A 17,046-nucleotide genomic window follows, 5' to 3' on the forward strand; every position below is an offset into this window, starting at 1 on the left:
CCCGTCGGGGCGGTGATGGAGCGGAGCGGCGATTGTATGCCGGGCTGCCGGCCGGCCGTTCCACCGGGTGGAAAGAAAACGGCCCGCCCCCCGGGGGGAGCGGGCCGTGGTCAGCACAGGGCCGCGGTCAATGGTGACCCGTGGCCTCCCCCGCGCCGCGCGGGACGCGGATGTCCTCGACCAGGTGCCGGATGTTCTCGGGCACCGGTTTGGTCATCTTCATCGTGATGTAGGCGGCGGCGAAGTTCAGGATCGCGCCGACCGCGCCGAAGCTCAGCGGCGAGATCCCGAACAGCCAGTTGTCCGGCGTGTCGGCCAGCATGTTGGTGCCGGAGATGAAGAACCAGCCCTTGTAGGTGAACAGGTAGACGCTGGTGGAGATCAGGCCGACCAGCATGCCCACGATGGCGCCGGTGGAGTTCATCCTCGTGGAGAAGATGCCCATCATGATCGCCGGGAACAGCGAGCTTGCCGCCAGTCCGAAGGCGAAGGCCACCGTCTGCGCCGCGAATCCGGGTGGATTCATGCCCAGCCAGGTGGCCACCACGATCGCGACCGCCATGGACACGCGCGCGGCCAGCAGCTCCCCCTTGTCGCTGATGTCGGGCTTGAATGTCCGTTTGATCAGGTCATGGCTGACTGCCGAGGAGATCGCCAATAGCAGGCCCGCGGCAGTTGACAGCGCCGCCGCAAGGCCGCCGGCGGCGATCAGGCCGATCACCCATCCGGGCAGCTGCGCGATCTCCGGGTTGGCCAGCACCAGGATGTCCTGGTTGAAGGTGACCATCTCGTTGCCCTGCCAGCCGCGCTCGGCCGCCACCGCGGCGAACTCGGGGTTGGTGTCGTTGTAGGACTGGATCAGGCCGTCACCGTTCTTGTCGTCGAACGCCAGCAGCCCCGTCTCCTCCCAGGTGTGCATCCACTCCGGGCGCTCGTCGTAGGCCAGCGGGGTGGCCTGGGTGCCCTCCGGATAGATGGTGGTCAGGATGTTCAGGCGCGCCATCGATCCCACCGCCGGGGCCACCGTATACAGCAGGGCGATGAACACCAGCGCCCAGCCGGCCGACTTGCGGGCGTCGGACACCTTGGGCACGGTGAAGAAGCGGATGATCACGTGCGGCAGGCCCGCGGTGCCGACCATCAGCGACAGCGTGAACAGGGTCATGTTGAGGGTGGAGTCATGCAGCCCGGTGTAGTCGTTGAAGCCCAGGTCCACCAGGATCTGGTCGAGCCTGGCCAGCAGCGGCATGCCCGATTCGGTATGGGTGGAGAACAGGCCCAGCTGCGGGATCGGGTTGCCGGTCAGCTGCAGCGAGATGAATATCGCCGGGATGGTGTAGGCGATGATCAGCACGATGTACTGCGCCACCTGGGTGTAGGTGATGCCCTTCATGCCGCCCAGCACCGCGTACACGAACACCACCGCCGAGGCGATCAGCAGGCCGGTGTTGGTGTCCACCTCCAGGAAGCGCGAGAACGCCACGCCGGCGCCGGTCATCTGCCCGATCACGTAGGTGATCGAGATCATCAGCAGCGACGTCACCGCCACCAGGCGCGCGGTGCGGCTGTAGTAGCGGTCGCCGATGAAGTCGGGCACGGTGAAGCGGCCGAATTTGCGCAGGTAGGGCGCCAGCAGCATCGCCAGCAGCACGTAGCCGCCTGTCCAGCCCATGAGGTAGGCCGAGTTGCCGTAACCGACGAAGGCGATCAGGCCCGCCATCGAGATGAACGAGGCCGCCGACATCCAGTCCGCGGCGATGGCCATGCCGTTGGTGACCGGGTGCACGCTGCGCCCGGCGGCGTAGAACTCGGAGGTCGAACCCGCCTTGGCCCAGATCGCGATCGCGATATAGAGCAGGAAGGAGCCGCCGACGAAAATGAGATTGAGAGTGAACTGATCCATGGTCGGCCCCTTAGTCTTCGTGCACGTCGTACTCGCGATCGAGCCGGTTCATGTACCAGGTGTAGTAGAAGATCAGCACGATGAAGGTCAGGATCGAGCCCTGTTGGGCGAACCAGAAGCCCAGATCCGTGCCGCCGATGCGGATGCCTGCCAGCAGCGGGCGCAGGATGATGCCGAAGCCGTAGGAGACCAGCGCCCATATGCCCATGCATATGAAGATGATCCTGAGATTCGCTTTCCAGTAGTTGGCGGGTGATTTCTCGGACATGTCTGTCTTCCCCTTGGTCAGAAGCTGTACTTGACGGTGGTCTGGATGCGCTTGAGGTCGCCCTTGCGGTTGTCTTCAAGTTCACGCTGGGCCCAGCCGATCTCCGCACCGATGTCGAGCTTGGGGAACGGCGAATAGATCAGGTTGGCGTGGAAGGACTGCGAGCGCTCGGTCACGCCGAAGCTCTGCAGGTAGCCGTTGCCATCGACGACGCTGCCCCAGCCCGCCAGGCTGCGGTCGTTGTCGAACTCGGCGACGGCGTACATGAGGTTGCTGCGCAGCTTGTCGCTGAAGGCATGGCGCCAGGCCACGAAGCCGCCGCCGCCGTCCTGCGCGTGCAGGTTGCCGTTGGCGTCCACCACCGAGTCCGGGCCCACGCCGAAGCCGAGGTAGCGGCCGATGCCGCTGCCGTAGCTGGCCATCCAGCGGATGTCGTCGTTGGCGCCGATGTTGAACTTGCCCGACAGGCTGACCGCGATGCCGGTCTCGCTCTCGTCGCCGGACTTGAGCTGGCGCAGCAGGCCGGCGGCGCTGAAGTGGCCCCAGTCGCCGTTCATCACGTAGCGTGCGGTCACGTCGGGCATCCAGTCGTTGCCGCCGGCGTTGTTGCGCGCGCCCGTGGCCACGTTGCCGACCGTGGTGTGCGGGTTTTCCAGCGCGACCGAGAACGGCCCGTTGGTGTAGCGGATCTGGGCCTGGCGGACGAAGGTGGTGCCTTCGGTGACGCCGACGAAATCCACCGCTTCTGGCAGCGCGGCGACGTCCTGGAAGTTCGACCAGGTCTGGCCGGCCAGCCACTGGTTCCAGCTCACGTAGGCGTGGCGCACGGTCAGGCCGTGGGTGTTGGTGTTGACCTCGTTGCCCAGGTTCGAGCTGCCGCCGCCGTACATGTCGGCTTCGATGAAGGCGCGGAACTTGTCGCCGCCGTCGGTGGTGTGGTCGGCGGCGAACCAGAAGCGCGAGAACGCGGCGTGGAAGTCGGTGTAGGGATCCACGTCCGGCTCGGCGCCGTCGGCGACCACCGGGATCGTGGAGGGCACGTAGAACAGGCGACCCGCCGAGCCCTCGGCGATCGCGCCGTCGCTGGTGTCGGTGACCATGGCGTCGAACTTGATGAAGCCGCCGTAGCTGAAGGTCGCGTCCGGATTGCCCAGGATCGGCTTGGACTGCGCCCGTGGCGCGTCATCGGCGCCGGCCACCCGGGTCTGGTCGAGCCGCGCCTGGGTGGTGCGTACCTCCTCGACCTGGCTGGTGGTCTGCTCCTGCTGTGAAAGCAACTGTTGGACGACCCGTTCGAGCTCGGCCACGCGGGCTTCGAGCTCGGCTTCGCGCGGGGTCTGGGCAAGCGCCAACCCGGGCGCCAGCAGGGCGACCAGTAGCGCGGCGGCAAGCGGACGGCGCGCGGGCGCCGACGTCTGACACGTCAAGGACTGCTGCATGCTCCCTCCCAAGAGATGCGGCCGAAAGATGGCCTGCCTGCCGAGACTGCGTGCAGCGCGCAGTCGGGCCAATTCGCCATTGGTCGAATAGCCGCCGGTAAGACCAAGGTAGGTCGCCCCGCTCCCGGTGGATGCGGCACACTGGGGAAGAGCCATTTTTTCGGGAGGATCCACGCATGACCACGCCCCGGGAGATCTATCCGGTACCGGCGGATTTCGCCGCCAAAGCCCGCATCGACAAGGACGGGTACCAGCGCCTGTACGAGCAGTCGCTGGCCGATCCGGATGCGTTCTGGGCCAGGGCCGCCGAGCGCCTGGACTGGATGAAGAAGCCGACGCGGATCAAGGACACCAGCTTCGACCTGGACGACTTCCGGATCCGCTGGTTCGACGACGGCGAGCTCAACGTCAGCGTCAACTGCCTGGATCGGCACCTGGCCGAGCGCGGCGACAAGACCGCGATCGTCTTCGAGCCGGACTCGCCCGACACCCCGGCGCAGAACATCAGCTACCGCGAACTGCATGAGCGCGTGTGCAAGCTGGCCAACGCGCTGCGCGCGCTGGGGATCAGGAAGGGTGACCGGGTCACCATCTATCTGCCGATGATCCCCGAGGCCGCGATCGCGATGCTGGCCTGCGCGCGCATCGGCGCGATCCACATGGTGGTCTTCGGCGGCTTTGCGCCCAACTCCATCGCCGACCGGGTCGGCAACTGCGGTGCCAAGCTGATCATCACCGCCGACGAGGGCCTGCGCGGCACCAAAAAGGTGCCGCTGAAGGCCAACGTGGATGCCGCCCTCAAGATGCCCGGCACCGAGACCGTCGAGACGGTGCTGGTGGTGCGCCACACCGGCGGCGCGGTCGACATGCAGATGCCGCGCGACCGCTGGTACGACGCCGTGGTGGACAGCCAGCCGGCCGAGTGCGAGCCCGAGCGCATGAACGCGGAGGATCCGCTGTTCATCCTCTATACGTCCGGGTCCACCGGCAAGCCCAAGGGGGTGCTGCACACCACCGGCGGCTACCTGCTGTACGCGGCCTACACCCACGAGATGATCTTCGACATCCGCGACGACGACGTCTACTGGTGCACCGCCGACGTGGGCTGGGTCACCGGCCACAGCTACATCGTCTACGGGCCGCTGGCCAATGGCGCCACCAGCCTGGTGTTCGAGGGCGTGCCCAGCTATCCGGACTTCTCGCGCTTCTGGGAAGTCGTGGACAAGCACCAGGTCACCGTCTTCTACACCGCCCCGACCGCGATCCGCGCGCTGATGCGCGAGGGCGAGGAGCCGGTGAAGAAGACCTCGCGCAAGTCGCTGCGCCTGCTGGGCACGGTGGGCGAGCCGATCAACCCGGAGGCCTGGCGCTGGTACTTCGATGTCGTCGGCGAGGGCCGCTGCCCGATCGTGGATACCTGGTGGCAGACCGAGAACGGCGGCATCCTGATCGCGCCGCTGCCGGGTGCGTTCGACCTCAAGCCCGGCTCGGCCACGCTCCCGTTCTTCGGCGTCAAGCCGGAGCTGGTGGACGCCAACGGCAACGCGGTGGAAGGCGAGGGCGAGGGCAACCTGGTCATCACCGATGCCTGGCCGGGGATGATGCGCACGGTCTACGGCGACCACGAGCGCTTCATCGACACCTACTTCAAGACCTATCCAGGCACCTACTTCACCGGCGACGGCTGCCGCCGCGACGCCGACGGCTACTACTGGATCACCGGCCGGGTGGACGACGTGATCAACGTCTCCGGCCACCGCATCGGCACCGCCGAGGTGGAGAGCGCGCTGGTGGCCCACGACAAGGTGGCCGAGGCGGCGGTGGTGGGCTTCCCGCACGACATCAAGGGCCAGGGCATCTACGCCTACGTGACCCTGATCGGCGACGAGGAAGGCACCGAGGAACTGCGCAAGGAGCTGGTGGCGCACGTGCGCAAGGAGATCGGGCCGATCGCCACGCCCGACTACCTGCAGTGGGCCCCCGGCCTGCCCAAGACCCGCTCGGGCAAGATCATGCGCCGCATCCTGCGCAAGATCGCCGAGAACGCGCCCGAGCAGCTGGGCGACACCACCACCCTGGCCGATCCTTCGGTGGTGGACGCGCTGGTCAGGGATCGCCGCCAGCCCGGCTGATCCGGGCATCGCAAGCCCTTCCCCGCCACCCGGGGAAGGGCGCCGGCGTGACGGGCGCGGCGCCATGGTGCACACTCGGGCTCCGTTCAGCCGAGCAAGCGTTGCGGATGCCGACCCTGCTGATCGCCGACGATCACCCCCTGTTCCGCGAAGCCCTGCGCGGCGCGATCAAGCGCCTGCTTCCATCCGCCACGCTGCGCGAGGCGGAGGATACCGACGGCCTGTACGCGATGGTCGAGGCCGACCCCGACGCCGACCTGCTGCTGCTCGACCTCAACATGCCCGGTGCCCACGGCTTCAGCGCCCTGGTGTACCTGCGCGCGCAGTATCCGGAGCTGCCGGTGGTGGTGGTGTCCGCGCGCGAGGAGCCGGCGGTGATGCGGCGCGCGCTGGATCACGGCGCGATGGGCTTCATTCCCAAGTCGGTGGACGCCCGGGAACTGGGCGAGGCGGTCGGGCAGGTGCTCGACGGCAACCGCTGGGCACCGGCCGCGGCGGGCGCGGCCCCGGCCGCCAGCGCCAACGAACAGGACGTGGCCGAACGCATCCGCGAACTCACCCCGCAGCAGTTCCGGGTGCTGCAGATGCTGGGCACCGGCCTGCTCAACAAGCAGATCGCCTATGAGCTGGGCGTGGCCGAGGCCACGGTCAAGGCCCACATGAGCGCGATCCTGCGCAAGCTCGGCGCGTCCAACCGCACCCAGGCGGTGCTGGTGGCCGGGCGGCTGGCTGTCGACCCGCCCGATCCCACCGAGTTCGAAGACCACGCAGCCGGGTAGGAGCACGCATGGCGCGCTCCTACCTGCGGGGTGCCGGCCGCGGCTGCAGCGCCAGCCAGCACAGCCCCACCGTGGTGGCGTCGCCCAGCGCGGTGTGGCGGCCCAGCACCGGCACGCCCAGGGTGCGGGCGATGTGGGTGAAGGCCAGGTTGTGCGGATCGTTGGGGCGGGCGCGGGCGACGTGGCTGGCGAAGGCGTCGGCCAGCTCCACCCGCGCGTTGGGCAGGCCGAATCCGGTGATCGCCTTCACGTGCGGGGCCAGCATCTCCAGGTCGAAGCCGATGTGGTAGCCGAGGATGGTGCGGCTGCCCAGCCAGTGCAGGAACTCGCGCACCGCGCGGGTGACCTGGATGCCGGCGGCGGCCTCGTCCGGGGTGATCATGTGGTGGCGCACGGACTCGATGCCGAACGCACGGTCGGGCCGGATCCTGCGCTCGAACCGCTCCGAAAGCAGCACCCGCGACCCGCGCACCGGCACCGCCGCCAGGCTGAGGATGTGGTCGCGGCCGGGTTCCAGGCCGGTGGTCTCCAGGTCCAGGCTGACCCACTCGCCTTCGGGCGGAGGCTGCAGCAGGCCTTCCCATTCGCTGCCGCGGTGCCGCCTGAGCAGCCACCGGCGCCTGAGCTCGCGCACGCTCACGCCGACAGGCGGAAGCTGCGGGCGATGGACTCGCGGAAGTCCTTGATCACGTGCAGCGCGTCGCGCAGCATCTCGCGATCCAGCCGCCCCAGGCTGCCGGTGTCGATGAAGTTGCCGGGGGTGTCCCCGGCGTCGATCGCCGCCAGCTGGGTGCGCAGGCGCATGCGCTGCAGCGCGCTCAGCGCCTGCTGCAGGTCGCGTCCCAGCGCTTCGGCCAGGTGTCCGCGTTCGACCAGCAGCCGGCAGCGCTCGAAGGTGCCGGTCTCGGCGATGCCGTGGCGCAGGGCCAGGCAGCGCACCCCGTGCACCACCGGGAAGATGCCGCCCTTCTTGATGTCCACGCCCTCCTCCACGGTCTTGACCCGGCCGAAGAAGGTCAGCTGGGTGTCGAAGTTGAGCGTCGCCCGGGCCAGGTGGTGGAGCAGGATCTCGTCCTCGCCCAGCGCCATCAGGCCCTGCTTGACCGGGGTGAACAGCTCGGCGTTGCCGGCCACCGGCCGCGCGTCCAGCGCGATCGACAGATCCAGCGAGGCCTGGCCGTCGGTCTGCCGTTGCCAGCGCACGGTGCGTTCGTGCCAGCCGCTCACCGTCATCCGCCAGGCCGGGTTGTTGACCATCACCTTGCCCGGGCAGGGCGGGTAGCCGACCTCCATCAGGGTCTGGCTGAAGCGCTCCATGGCTTCTTCCAGCCCGTCCCACTGCAGGTCGTCGGCGATCACCAGCGCGTTGTCCTGGTCGGTCTTGAGCAGCTGCTCGCGCCGGCCCTCGCTGCCCATCACCAGCAGGCACAGGTGCGGGCGCACCTCGCGCGGCACCAGCAGCTCGAAGATCCGTCCCATCACCCGGCTGTTGAGCGCGCTCACCAGCCGCATCACGTAGGACATGCGCGCGCCGTGCGCGTGCAGGGCGCGGATCAGCTGCTCCATGCCCTGTGCGGCTTCGGTCACCTGCTCCAGGGTGCGCGCGCGCCCCAGGCGCAGGCCGATCAGGTGCGAATGGCTGGTGAAGTGCGAGAGCACCTCGGCCAGGCCCAGGGTGCCGGTAATGACGTCGCGATCCTTGACCACCACCCGCTCGATGCGCCGCTCGGTCATCGCGATCAGGGCCTCGAACAGCGCCTGCCCGGTGTCCACCGTCACCAGCGGGCGGTTGGCCAGCGGGGCAACCGGCGCCTCCAGCGGCGCGCGCGCCAGCGCCAGCGCCTCCAGCAGGTCGGTGCGGGTGACGATGCCCGGCTCCGGATACGCGGGATCCTCCACCAGCAGGCAGTCCACCCGGCGCTCGTGCAGCTGGGCGGTGGCGTCGGCGATGGTGATGTCCGCGTTCACCCGCACTGGCGGCGTCGGCCGCGCGTCCGCGACCTGGGTGATCATCAGCTCGGCCGCCTCTCCGTGGTCGGGCCCGCCCGCGGCCAGCCGCCCCTTGCTGGCCATGCCCTCGCTGAAATAGCCGGCGAAGGCCGGGTTGTCGGCCAGCAGGCGATGGAACAGCGCGGCCGGGATCAAAAAACACAGGGTGTCTGCCTCGGCCCGGTAGCTCAGGCGCGCGCGCCCGACCGTCACCGCCCATACCCCGAACAGGTCGCCGGGGCCGTAGTCGCCGAACGGACGCTGCCCCTCGCGGCCGCCGGGCTGGTAGGCATGCACCAGCCCCTTGAGGATCACGAACACGTGCGGCGAGGACTGCCCGGCCTCGATCAGGGTGCTGCCCGGCGGGTGCAGGCTCAGGTCGACCGAGGCCTGCAGGCGCTCGCGGCTGGGCGCGTCGAGCAGGTCGAACGGCGGCTGGTCGAGGTCGAGGCCGGGAATCGGATCCATGCCAGCATTCTGCGACGGGCCCCGGTGCGGGGGAACCCCGCCTTAAGGCGCAGTCGCCGGGGCGTGCAGGCGTGGCCGGACGCGGCGCGGACTCAGCGCCGGCGCGCCTGGGCGGCCAGGAACGCGCGCAGCGAGGCCGGCTTGACCGGCTTGGTCAGCACCCGGTAGCCGTGTTCGCGGGCCTCCTGTTTGAGCCGGTCGCTGCCGTCGGCGGTGACCAGCGCGCTGGCCAGCCCGGGGCGGGCCGCGCGCAGCAGCTCCAGCGTCTGCAGGCCGTTGAAGCGGTCGTGCAGGTGGTAGTCCACCAGCAGCACCTGGGGATCGGATGCCAGCCCGTCCACCGCCTGGTCCACCGTCGCCGCGCAGGCCACCTCCACCTGCCAGCGCTTGAGCAGTTCCTCCATCCCGGCCAGGATGTCGGGGTCGTTGTCCACGCACAGCACCCGCAGGCCGGCCAGCGGCTCGGCCATGTCCAGGCTGTCGGGCTGCCCGGGCGCCGGATCGGCCTGCCCGGCGCGTTCGACCAGGATCGAGAACATGCTGCCCTCGCCCACCCGCGAGTGCGCGTCCAGGCGATGGTCGAGCAGGCGCGAGATGCGCTGGCAGATCGACAGCCCCAGGCCCAGCCCGCGCTCGTCCCAGTCGAACGGCTGGCGGAAGCGGTGGAACTCGTCGTAGATCTGGCGCATGTGGTGCTCGGGGATGCCCGGGCCGGTGTCCCAGACCTGCAGCGCGACCTCGTCCCCGCGCGGGCGCGCGGCCATCAGGATCCTGCCCTTGGGGGTGTAGCGCAGCGCGTTGGCGAGGAAGTTCTGCAGCACCCGGCGCAGCAGCCTGCGGTCGCTGCGCACGACAAGGTCGCCCGCGCGCACCTTCACCTCGATCCCGCGCGCGGCGGCCATCGGCGCGTACTGCGCCGCCAGCTCGCGCAGCAGCTCGCCGGCGTCGAAGTTGGTCAGCTCCGGGTTCAGCGCGCCGGCGTCCAGGCGCGACACGTCCAGCAGGCCGTCCAGCAGTTCCTCGGCCGCGCGCAGCGAGGTGTCCACGCGCTCGGCCAGGCGCTCCTGCTCGGCCGGCTCGTCGGTCTCGCGCAGGGCGGAGGCGAACAGGCGCGCGGCGTTGAGCGGCTGCAGCACGTCGTGGCTGAGCGCGGCCAGAAAGCGCGTGCGCGACTGCTGCGCGGCCTCGGCCTCGCGGGTGCGTTCGGTGACCCGCTGTTCCAGCGTCTCATTGATCTCGCGCAGCGCCTGCTCCACGCGCTTGTAGTCGGTGACGTCGCTGTAGCTGGTCACGTAGCCGCCGCCGGGCAGCGCCTGTCCGCGCACGTCGGTCACCACGCCCCGGCCGATGGTGCGCTCGGACGAGTGCGGCGAGCCGGCGGCCATGTAGGCGATGCGCTTGTCGATCTCCTCCTGGATCTCCTCGGGGCTGAGCTCGCCCAGCTCGCCGCGCTCGGCGTTGTAGCGGATCAGGTCGGCCACGGGACGGCCCACGTAGAGCATGCCGTCGGGGTAGTCGAACAGCTCCTGGTAGCGGCGGTTCCAGGCCACCAGACGCATGTCGTGGTCGACCACGCTCACGCCCGGGTCGATGTTCTCCAGGGTGCTGGAGAGGATCTCGCGGTTGAAGCGCAGCTCCTGGCCGGCCTCGTCCAGCACCGCCATCACCTCGGCCAGCTCCATGCCCGAGCCGCGCAGGGTGCTGGTCATCACCAGGCGCGATGAGGCCGCGCCGATGGCGGCCGCCAGCAGGCGCTCGGTGAACTGGATCCAGCTGCGGTCGGCGAGCGTGCCGGGGGTGAGCTCGATGCCCTGGCTGTCGGCGAAATCGGCGAACGCGCGCTTGGCGGCCGAAGCGCCCACCACCCGCCGCGCCAGGGCCTGCAGGTCCGCGATCGGCACCCCGCGCCAGTCGCTGGCGCCCAGCGCGCGCCGCTGTGCGTACGGATCCAGGAACGGCGCCGCCCGCAGCCGCTCCTCCAGCCCCGGCCGCCAGCGTGCCGAGACCAGCAGCAGCGCGCCGATGTTGAACAGCAGCGACCAGAAGGTGCCGTGTGTGAGCGGATCCCAGCCCTCGATGCCGAACAGCTGGCGCGGGCGCAGCCAGCCGATGCCGAACGGGCCGCGTTCCAACCAGCCCGTTGCGAGCCAGCCGGCGTCGGTCAGTGTCGGCAGCAGCAGGGTGTAGATCCACACCCCGAAGCCGATCAGCAGCCCCGCCTCCACGCCCTGGCGGCTGGCGCCGCGCCAGTACAGCCCGCCGATCAGCGCCGGGGCGAACTGCGCCACCGCCGCGAACGCCATCAGCCCGAAGGCGGCCAGCGCGGTGTCGGTGCCGCTGGCGCGGTAGTAGCCGTAGGCGAGCAGGGCGAAGCTCAGGATCGCGATGCGCCGGATCCACAGCACCGTGGAGGCGACGTCGCCTCCATGGCGCTGGGCCCAGCCGCGCCGCAGCAGCATCGGCATCACCAGGTCGTTGCTGACCATGATCGCCAGCGCCACGCTGGCCACGATCACCATGCCGGTGGCGGCCGAAAACCCGCCGACGTAGGCGAACAGCGCCAGCGCGTCCCGGTGCTCGGCCAGCGGCAGCGCCAGCACGTAGGTGTCGGCCAGCACCGAGCCCTCACCGGCGAACAGGGCGGAGCCGGCGGCGGCGATCGGCAGCACCATCAGGCTGATCAGCACCAGGTAGCCGCCGAACAGCCAGCGCGCGCGGCGGATGTCGCGCACGTCCACGCATTCCACCACCGCCACGTGGAACTGGCGCGGCAGGCAGATGATCGCGGTGAACGCGAGCAGCATCTGGCCGGCGAACCCGACCGAGGGCGTGTTGACCATGAGTTCGCGGGTGGCCTCGGCCAGGGCGAGTTCGCGGCCGTTGAACCAGAACACCGCGAACACGCCCACCGTCACCAGCGCCACCAGCTTGACCAGCGACTCCAGTGCGATCGCCAGCATCATCCCCGGCCGGTGCTCGGTGGCGTCGACCTGGCGGGTGCCGAACAGGCCGGCGAACAGCGCCATCAGCAGCGCCACGTACAGCGCCGGGTCGCCGAAGGTGCCGGCCGGCATGATCTCGTCGCCCAGCACCTGCAGGCTCAGCGCCACCGCCTTGTACTGCAGCGCCAGGTAGGGCACCGCGGCGATCAGTGCGATCAGCGCCACCATCGCCGCCAGCCGCTGCGAGCGGCCGTAGCGGGCGCCGATGAAGTCGGCGATGGAGACCGTGTTCTGCGACTGCGCGATCAGCGCCAGCCGCTCCAGGATCCGCCAGCCGAACAGCAGCAACAGCAGCGGGCCCAGGTAGATCGGCAGGTAGCCGATGCCGTTGCGCGCGGCGGTGCCGACGGCGCCGTAGAACGTCCAGGACGAGCAGTACACCGCCAGCGCCAGGCTGTAGACCACTGGCCGCAGCGCCGGGCGCTGGGTGAAGCCCGGGTTGCGGTCACCCCACCACGCCACCGCGAACAGCAGCGCGGCGTAGCCCAGCGATACCAGCAGCAGAACCAGGTTCGACAATGCGCGGCCTCCCCGGCGCGGACCCGGCCAGTGTACGCAACGGGCGCCGTGGCGGCAGGCGGGTCAGAGGAAGGAGTCGGCCAGGCGGGCGATGCCTTCCAGGCTGTGCTTGTACTGCGGGCGCCTGCGCCACTCGTCCGCGGACAGCCTGTCGGCGTTGGCCAGGTAGCCGGCCTCGATCCCGCGCATGCGCGCCACCACCCGCCGGTCGTAGCAGATCAGGCCGATCTCGGCGTTGAGGGCGAAGGAGCGGATGTCCAGGTTGAGCGAGCCGACCAGGGCGATGTCCTCGTCCACGCTCATGTGCTTGGCGTGCAGGAAGTGCGGCCGGTACAGGGCGATCTTCACCCCGCAGGCCAGCAGTTCCTCGTAGCAGGCCTGCTGGGCCAGTCGCGCCAGCCACTTGTTGTCGCGGGCGGAGAGGATCAGCTGCACGTCCACGCCGGACAGGGCGGCGATGCGCAGGGCGTCGATGGTGCCGTCGTCGGGCACGAAGTAGGGGGTGGTGATGACCAGCCGGCGCTGGGCCAGGTGGATCAGGGTCTGGACGGTGTCGCGGGCGTTGGGGAACGGGAACGCGGGGCCGCTGGGCAGCAGCTGGACGGCGACGTCCTCGTCCTGCTGCGGGCGGGTGGGCGAGACGCCGAGTGTTTCGCCGGTCTCCATGTACCAGTCGACGGCGAACATGGCCTCCACGTGGGCCACGGCGGGGCCGCGCACGCATGCGACCAGTTCGCGGTTGGGGTGTCCGGCGACGAAGTCGGGGCCGGCCAGGTTCTGCGAGCCGACGAAGGCGATGTCGTCGTCGATCACCGCCAGCTTGCGATGGTTGCGCAGGTCGATGCGTCCGCTGCGGCGCCAGCGCAGGCCGCCGGGGAGCATGTCGTGCACTTCCACGCCGGCCTTGCGCAGGGTGTCCCGGTAGGCGCGCAGTCCGCGCTTGGCGCCCACGGCGTCCAGCAGCAGGCGGCACTGCACGCCGCGGCCGGCGGCGCGCACGAGGGCCCGGGTGACGGCGTCGCCGACGGGGTCGTCGAACATGAGGTAGTACAGCAGGTGGGCGCGGTGGGAGGCGCGGTCGATGGCGTCGATGAGGGCCTGGATGGAGCCGTCGTAGTCGTCGAGCAGTTCGACGGCGTTGCCGCGCACGGGCATGAAGCCGCCCAGGCGTTCGACCAGGGGGACGATTTCGCTGTCGGCGTCGGTGCCGGCGGGGGCCCAGCGCACGCCGGCCTGGGGTTCCTGGCCTTCGCGGATGGCGCTGGAGGCTTCGGCCTGGCGGCGGACGCGTTCGCGCGAGAGCCAGGGGTGGCCGAACAGGAGGTAGAGGGGGAGGCCGACGAGGGGAAGGAAGCCGACCAGGAGCAGCCAGCTGCGGGCGGCGGCGGGGGTGGTGCGGGTGGGGATCCAGAACAGGGCGGCGATGCGGATCAGCCAGTCGATCGCCAGCAGCCAGAGGCCCAGGTGGGAGTCATGCCCTTCCATCTGCCCGATTCTGGTGGGTCGGGGATGAACGCGCCATCGCGGCGGAGGCTTGTCGTCGGGCTGGCAGGGTGACTCGGCGCCGGGGCTGCTCGTTCGGGCTGATGCCGTGCGCCGGTGTCGGGGCTGCTCCTTCGGGCTGGCGCCGTGCCCTGATGCCGGGGGTATCGCTTTTCGCGCGGCGGGACGTCGTGTCCCGACGCGCGCGCAATACGTCCTTGTATTGCTTGTCGCGATACCCCCGGCACCAGGGCACGGCTCACCCCAACGGTGGTTGCCGCCGCTTCTTCTGTAGGAGCGCGCCATGCGCGCGAAGCCGCGTGAATTGCGGCGGGCCCGCGGAATCGGAATTGCGGCCATTGGCCGGATTTTCTTGGTGCCTGAAAAGCAGAAACCCGCCTTGCGGCGGGTTCCCGGAACACATCGGCTGGCCGCGTTGCGGCCTGCAAATCACTTGATCTTGCCTTCCTTGTAGATCACGTGCTTGCGGACGACGGGATCGTACTTCTTGATCTCCATCTTGCCCGGGGTGTTCTTCTTGTTCTTGTCGGTGGTGTAGAAGTGGCCGGTGTTGGCCGACGAAATCAGGCGGATCTTGTCGCGCTTGGAAGCCATGGTTCGATCCTCCTCAGATCTTTTCGCCGCGCTTGCGCAGGTCGGCCAGGACGGCGTCGATGCCGTTCTTGTCGATCGTACGCAGGCCCTTGGTGGAAACGCGCAGCTTCACCCAGCGGTTCTCGGAAGCGACCCAGAAGCGGCGCTCGTGGAGGTTGGGCATGAAACGGCGGCGGGTCTTGTTCATCGCATGCGAGACGTTGTTTCCGCTCGTCGTGCGCTTGCCGGTGACCTGGCAGACTCTGGACATAAAGCACCTCAGTGGGTCGCGGATCGCTCCGCATGGGGGCTTTCCTTGGCCAGGAAAGCGTTCGGCCCCGCCGCGACGTGGACATCCACGGCCGGCGCGCGATTCGGGAAGGGTGCCGCGGGATGCGGCGGCTGGGCCCAGGAGGCCCCGGAATCGCGCTTCCGGGAGCCGACCGTGCCGGTCTTGACGACCGGCAGGGCACAGCGAGCCGGGCATTATCGCCCAAGGGGGGGATCCGGGCAACTGCCTACGAAGATGAGGGACAGGCGGGGCGCGGCCCTTGGCGGGACTGTCTGCGCCATGGATGGCGCGGACAAGCCCCCATGGATGGGTTTACGGCGTGTCCCGCCAAGGGCCGCGCCCCGCCTGTCCGCCCGCAACCCGTCAGGGGGCCTGCGCGGCAGCCTTGCTTTCGGCGATGAAACCGCGGATCTGCTCCTCCAGCACCGGCAGGGGCACGGAGCCCAGGCTGAGGACGGCGTGGTGGAAGGCGGGCAGGTCGAAGCCGTCGCCCAGGGCGGCTTCGGCTTCGCGCCGCAGCTCCCAGATCTTCAGCTCGCCCAGCTTGTAGCTCAGCGCCTGCGCCGGCCAGGAGATGTAGCGGTCGACCTCGGTGGTGACCTCGTGCTCAGAGAGCGCCGTGTTGTCGCGCAGGAACGCCAGCGCCTGCTCGCGGCTCCAGCCCAGGTGGTGCACGCCGGTGTCGATCACCAGCCGCGCGGCGCGCCACATTTCGTAGGTCAGGCGGCCGAAGTCCTGGTAGGGGGTTTCGTAGATGCCCATTTCCTTGCCCAGCTTCTCCACGTACAGGCCCCAGCCCTCGCCGTAGGCGGAGATGTAGCTGTGGCGGCGGAAGTCGGGCTGCTCGTCCTGCTCGCGCGCCAGGGCGGCCTGGAAGGCGTGGCCCGGGTCGGCCTCGTGCAGGGTCAGCGCGGGCAGGTTGTACAGCGGGCGCGAGGGCAGGTCGTAGGTGTTCACCCAGTAGGTGCCCAGGCCGCCGCGGCCGGCCGTCCAGAACGGGGCGATGTCGTCGGGCACCGGGATGATGGTGAAGCGGCCGCGCGGCAGCGGGTTGAAGTAGCGGCCGATCACCGCGTCCACGCGCTTGGCGATCCAGGCGGCGTGGTTGAGCAGCTCCTGCGGGGTGTCGGCGTAGAACTGCGGGTCGGTGCGCAAAAAGTGCAGGAAGGCGTCGAAGTCGCCTTCAAAGCCGGTGTCGGCGATCACCTCGTCCATCTCGGCGCGGATCCGGGCCACTTCTTCCAGGCCGATGTCGTGGATCTGCTGCGGGGTCAGGTCGAGGGTGGTGTATTCGCGGATCTGGGCGCGGTAGAACGCCTCGCCGTCCGGCATCGCCTCGGCGGCCAGGGTGGTGCGCGCCTGCGGCATGTATTCATCGCGGTAGAAGGCGAGCAGGGTGGCGAAGGCGGGAATGACCGCCTCGGCGATCGCGGCGCGGCCTTCCTCGCGCAGGGCCTCCTGCTCGGCGGCGGGGATCGAGGCCGGCATGCGCGCGTAGGGGCTCCACAGCGCGGCCAGCTCCGGGTCGTCCAGCTCGGCCACCGCGGCGATCGACACGTCGCGCCCGTCCAGCACCGCGCGCGGCACGCTGAAGCCGCGGGCCAGGCCGGCGCGCATGTTGGCGATCTGCTGGTCGAAGTAGCGCGGCACGTCGCGCAGGCGTGCGGCGTAGGTGCTGTAGTCATCGGCACGGCTGAAATCGCCGCGGGTCATGAAGCCCAGCGAGGCCCAGAACGAGCTGTCCGAGTTGAACGGCATCTCGTAGCTGCGCAGGCGCACGTTGGCCGCCAGCGCTTCCACCTGCGGGCGGTACACGGCCAGGTTGACCTGGTTGTCGGCGGAAAGCTGCGAGGCGTCGATGGCGTCGAGCTGGGCGAGCACGTCCTCCCACATGGCCAGGCGCCGCGCCTGCGCCCCGGGGCCGACGTCGGGCATGCTGCGGGCGCTGGAATTGGGGTCGTCGTCCTCGCTGCCGCCGCGGCCGTACTCGGCCTGGCGCCAGGCCCATTCCTTCTCGTGGATGGCCTGGAAGGCGGCGTCGGCGTTGGTTTGCGCCCACGCGGCGGGCGTGGACAGGAGCAGGGCGAGCAGGCAGGCGGTCAGCAATCGGGTCACGTGTCGGGATCTGGCGGCGATGGCGGGACGCGCATTATCGCACCGACCACGCGCGGCGCCCGGA

At 69.8% G+C, this 17,046-nt stretch carries 12 protein-coding genes; 2 read left to right on the forward strand and 10 right to left on the reverse strand.

All coding sequences use genetic code 11. From position 1 onward, the window contains the following. Nucleotides 1-127 precede the first annotated feature (127 nt). Genes ACOZ90_RS03940 through ACOZ90_RS03950 form a run of 3 tightly spaced genes read right to left on the reverse strand, consistent with a single transcriptional unit; the run spans nucleotide 128 to nucleotide 3,598 of the window. Nucleotides 128-1,903 carry a sodium:solute symporter family protein gene (locus ACOZ90_RS03940; protein WP_422892328.1) on the reverse strand — a complete coding sequence of 592 codons (1,776 nt, stop codon included), beginning with the start codon at nucleotides 1,901-1,903 and terminating at the stop codon, nucleotides 128-130. Nucleotides 1,904-1,913: 10 nt separating this feature from the next. Beyond that, nucleotides 1,914-2,171 (reverse strand): DUF4212 domain-containing protein, encoded by a 258-nt coding sequence (locus tag ACOZ90_RS03945; protein ID WP_422892329.1) that lies wholly within the window; start codon nucleotides 2,169-2,171, stop codon nucleotides 1,914-1,916. Between the two features lie 17 nt (nucleotides 2,172-2,188). After that, nucleotides 2,189-3,598, reverse strand: a complete 1,410-nt coding sequence (locus ACOZ90_RS03950) for a DcaP family trimeric outer membrane transporter (RefSeq protein ID WP_422892422.1) — start codon at nucleotides 3,596-3,598, stop codon at nucleotides 2,189-2,191. Between the two features lie 188 nt (nucleotides 3,599-3,786). Between ACOZ90_RS03950 and acs the strand changes: the two genes are divergently transcribed. Together acs and ACOZ90_RS03960 are read left to right on the forward strand one after the other, a co-directional pair. Further along, on the forward strand, nucleotides 3,787-5,742 hold the full coding sequence (acs, locus tag ACOZ90_RS03955; protein WP_422892330.1) for an acetate--CoA ligase: 1,956 nt from the start codon (nucleotides 3,787-3,789) through the stop codon (nucleotides 5,740-5,742). 107 nt (nucleotides 5,743-5,849) lie between these two features. Then, a complete protein-coding gene (locus ACOZ90_RS03960) occupies nucleotides 5,850-6,521 on the forward strand; it encodes a response regulator (protein WP_422892331.1) in 672 nt (223 codons plus the stop codon). Between the two features lie 19 nt (nucleotides 6,522-6,540). Here ACOZ90_RS03960 and ACOZ90_RS03965 read toward each other — a convergent pair whose 3' ends face one another. The 7 genes from ACOZ90_RS03965 to ACOZ90_RS03995 all read right to left on the reverse strand — a co-directional run bounded on the left by ACOZ90_RS03965 (nucleotide 6,541) and on the right by ACOZ90_RS03995 (nucleotide 16,982). Further along, nucleotides 6,541-7,161 carry an exonuclease domain-containing protein gene (locus ACOZ90_RS03965; protein WP_422892332.1) on the reverse strand — a complete coding sequence of 207 codons (621 nt, stop codon included), beginning with the start codon at nucleotides 7,159-7,161 and terminating at the stop codon, nucleotides 6,541-6,543. Then, the gene (locus ACOZ90_RS03970) at nucleotides 7,158-8,978 is read right to left on the reverse strand and encodes a putative nucleotidyltransferase substrate binding domain-containing protein (protein WP_422892333.1); all 1,821 of its coding nucleotides are present in this window, start codon (nucleotides 8,976-8,978) and stop codon (nucleotides 7,158-7,160) included. Before ACOZ90_RS03970 ends, ACOZ90_RS03965 begins: the two co-directional genes overlap by 4 nt. A gap of 92 nt (nucleotides 8,979-9,070) precedes the next feature. Then, the gene (locus ACOZ90_RS03975) at nucleotides 9,071-12,499 is read right to left on the reverse strand and encodes a hybrid sensor histidine kinase/response regulator (RefSeq protein WP_422892334.1); all 3,429 of its coding nucleotides are present in this window, start codon (nucleotides 12,497-12,499) and stop codon (nucleotides 9,071-9,073) included. Between the two features lie 63 nt (nucleotides 12,500-12,562). Continuing rightward, the gene (cls, locus tag ACOZ90_RS03980) at nucleotides 12,563-13,984 is read right to left on the reverse strand and encodes a cardiolipin synthase (protein ID WP_422892335.1); all 1,422 of its coding nucleotides are present in this window, start codon (nucleotides 13,982-13,984) and stop codon (nucleotides 12,563-12,565) included. Nucleotides 13,985-14,431: 447 nt separating this feature from the next. Further along, nucleotides 14,432-14,596: a 50S ribosomal protein L33 gene (gene rpmG, locus ACOZ90_RS03985; protein ID WP_027070918.1), complete on the reverse strand. Its 165-nt coding sequence runs from the start codon at nucleotides 14,594-14,596 to the stop codon at nucleotides 14,432-14,434. 13 nt (nucleotides 14,597-14,609) lie between these two features. Beyond that, complete coding sequence (gene rpmB / locus ACOZ90_RS03990; RefSeq protein ID WP_422892336.1) at nucleotides 14,610-14,846, reverse strand: 50S ribosomal protein L28; 237 nt, start codon at nucleotides 14,844-14,846, stop codon at nucleotides 14,610-14,612. A 384-nt stretch (nucleotides 14,847-15,230) separates the two neighbouring features. Beyond that, the gene (locus ACOZ90_RS03995; protein WP_422892337.1) at nucleotides 15,231-16,982 is read right to left on the reverse strand and encodes a DUF885 domain-containing protein; all 1,752 of its coding nucleotides are present in this window, start codon (nucleotides 16,980-16,982) and stop codon (nucleotides 15,231-15,233) included. Between the last annotated feature and the right edge of the window lie 64 nt (nucleotides 16,983-17,046).

The sequence above is a fragment of the Luteimonas dalianensis genome (assembly GCF_049339425.1).
Taxonomy (GTDB): Bacteria; Pseudomonadota; Gammaproteobacteria; order Xanthomonadales; family Xanthomonadaceae; genus Luteimonas; species Luteimonas dalianensis.